General features: G+C 70.5%; 1 protein-coding gene. It reads left to right on the top strand.

The features are described from left to right. Positions 1 to 123: 123 nt before the first annotated feature. On the top strand, positions 124 to 1,242 hold the full coding sequence (locus tag ACG2DA_RS22760; protein WP_395258985.1) for a hypothetical protein: 1,119 nt from the start codon (positions 124 to 126) through the stop codon (positions 1,240 to 1,242). Positions 1,243 to 1,336 lie beyond the last annotated feature (94 nt).

The raw sequence follows: 1,336 nt of genomic DNA, 5'->3' as shown, positions 1-1,336 counted from the left end.
GAACGGACGCAGCTTTACAACGGCGGGGCGGGCCTGTCGTACGCCGAACTCGCGGGCGGAACCGCCCCGTCCCTCTCCGTCCCCCTCTCCGTCGATCTCTCCGTCCCGCTGGGGGTGCGCTAGATGCAGTCGCTCACGAATCAATCCGCCTTTGCCGGCACGCTGTCCGGCGGGGCGTCGGCCACCGAGGTCTACCTGAGCCCGGCCGCCGGGTCGGGCGGGTCGGAGGTGAAGGTCAAAGTCCGTCTGTCGAACGTGACGGCCGGCACGGAGGTCTCCTACGCCGCGTCGGTGGTGTCTGGCGGCACGACGTACCCGCTGCCGACGGCGGCCGGCTCGGCGACGATTTCGGGGACGGTCGGGTCGATCCAGTTCGGCCCGGCGTACCTGGAGAGCGGCGAGCAACTCAAAATCACGCTGGACAACCCCGGGGCGTCGGCGATCACGGTCGTCTCGTCCTCGCGGGATCTGGCGAGCGTGACGACCGACGACGCCAGCCGGACGGCCTCCCAAGCGACCGGGTTCAGCACGCACAGCGCCGCGGACGTCGTCAGCACCTTCCGGACGGCGCTGTTCGGAGCGGCGACGTTCGAGAATCGGATCAACACGCTGCCGTCCTCCGGAACGGTCTCCTCGCACGACGCCGACGCCGCCGGGGCCGCCGCGGCCACCGCCATCCTGGCGACCCCGGCGAACAAACTCGCCACGAACGCCAGCGGCCACATCTCCCGGGTGGAGACCGTCGATTCCGTCACGGCCTTGGCGGCGAACGCGATCATCGCCGACGCCCTGTCCACCGCCGCGGTCGCCAAAATCGAGGCGGCCCTCATCAACGAGGGCGACGGGCAAACGCTCATCGACGCCATCGTGCAGGCGATCGACGCGGCCGACATCGAGAACGACGTGCTGCCGTCGCTGATTCGGGACGCGATTCTCAACCGCGTGCTGGCCGGCAACCACGATGCGGCCGGCACGCTCGGCAAGCTGCTGCAAAGCCTCCCCGGATCGGGGACGGTCAATACCGTCACGCCGCTGGATTCGACCGCGACGCAAGCCGCCGCCGCCGCGGCCCTGACGGCCTACGACCCGCCGACGAAAGCGGAGTTGGACACGGCAGTCGGCGCCGTCACCGTGGCCGGCTACGCCGCCGGACAGGCCCCGCTCCTCGCCGGCGTGGGCTACGTCTGGACGAACGCCGTCAGCGGCGAAGCTGAAACCGTCACCGTCACGGAGGCCCCGTAATGGCGAGCGTCTTCGGCCAAGTCTTCGGAGCGACAACTGGCGGCGGAGGCGGCGCCCTCACGCTCCCGACCCTCCCGTCCTCGGTCTACGTCGG

Source organism: Alienimonas sp. DA493, assembly GCF_043951915.1.
Taxonomy (GTDB): Bacteria; Planctomycetota; Planctomycetia; order Planctomycetales; family Planctomycetaceae; genus Alienimonas.
This window is presented reverse-complemented; position numbering and strand designations above follow the sequence as displayed.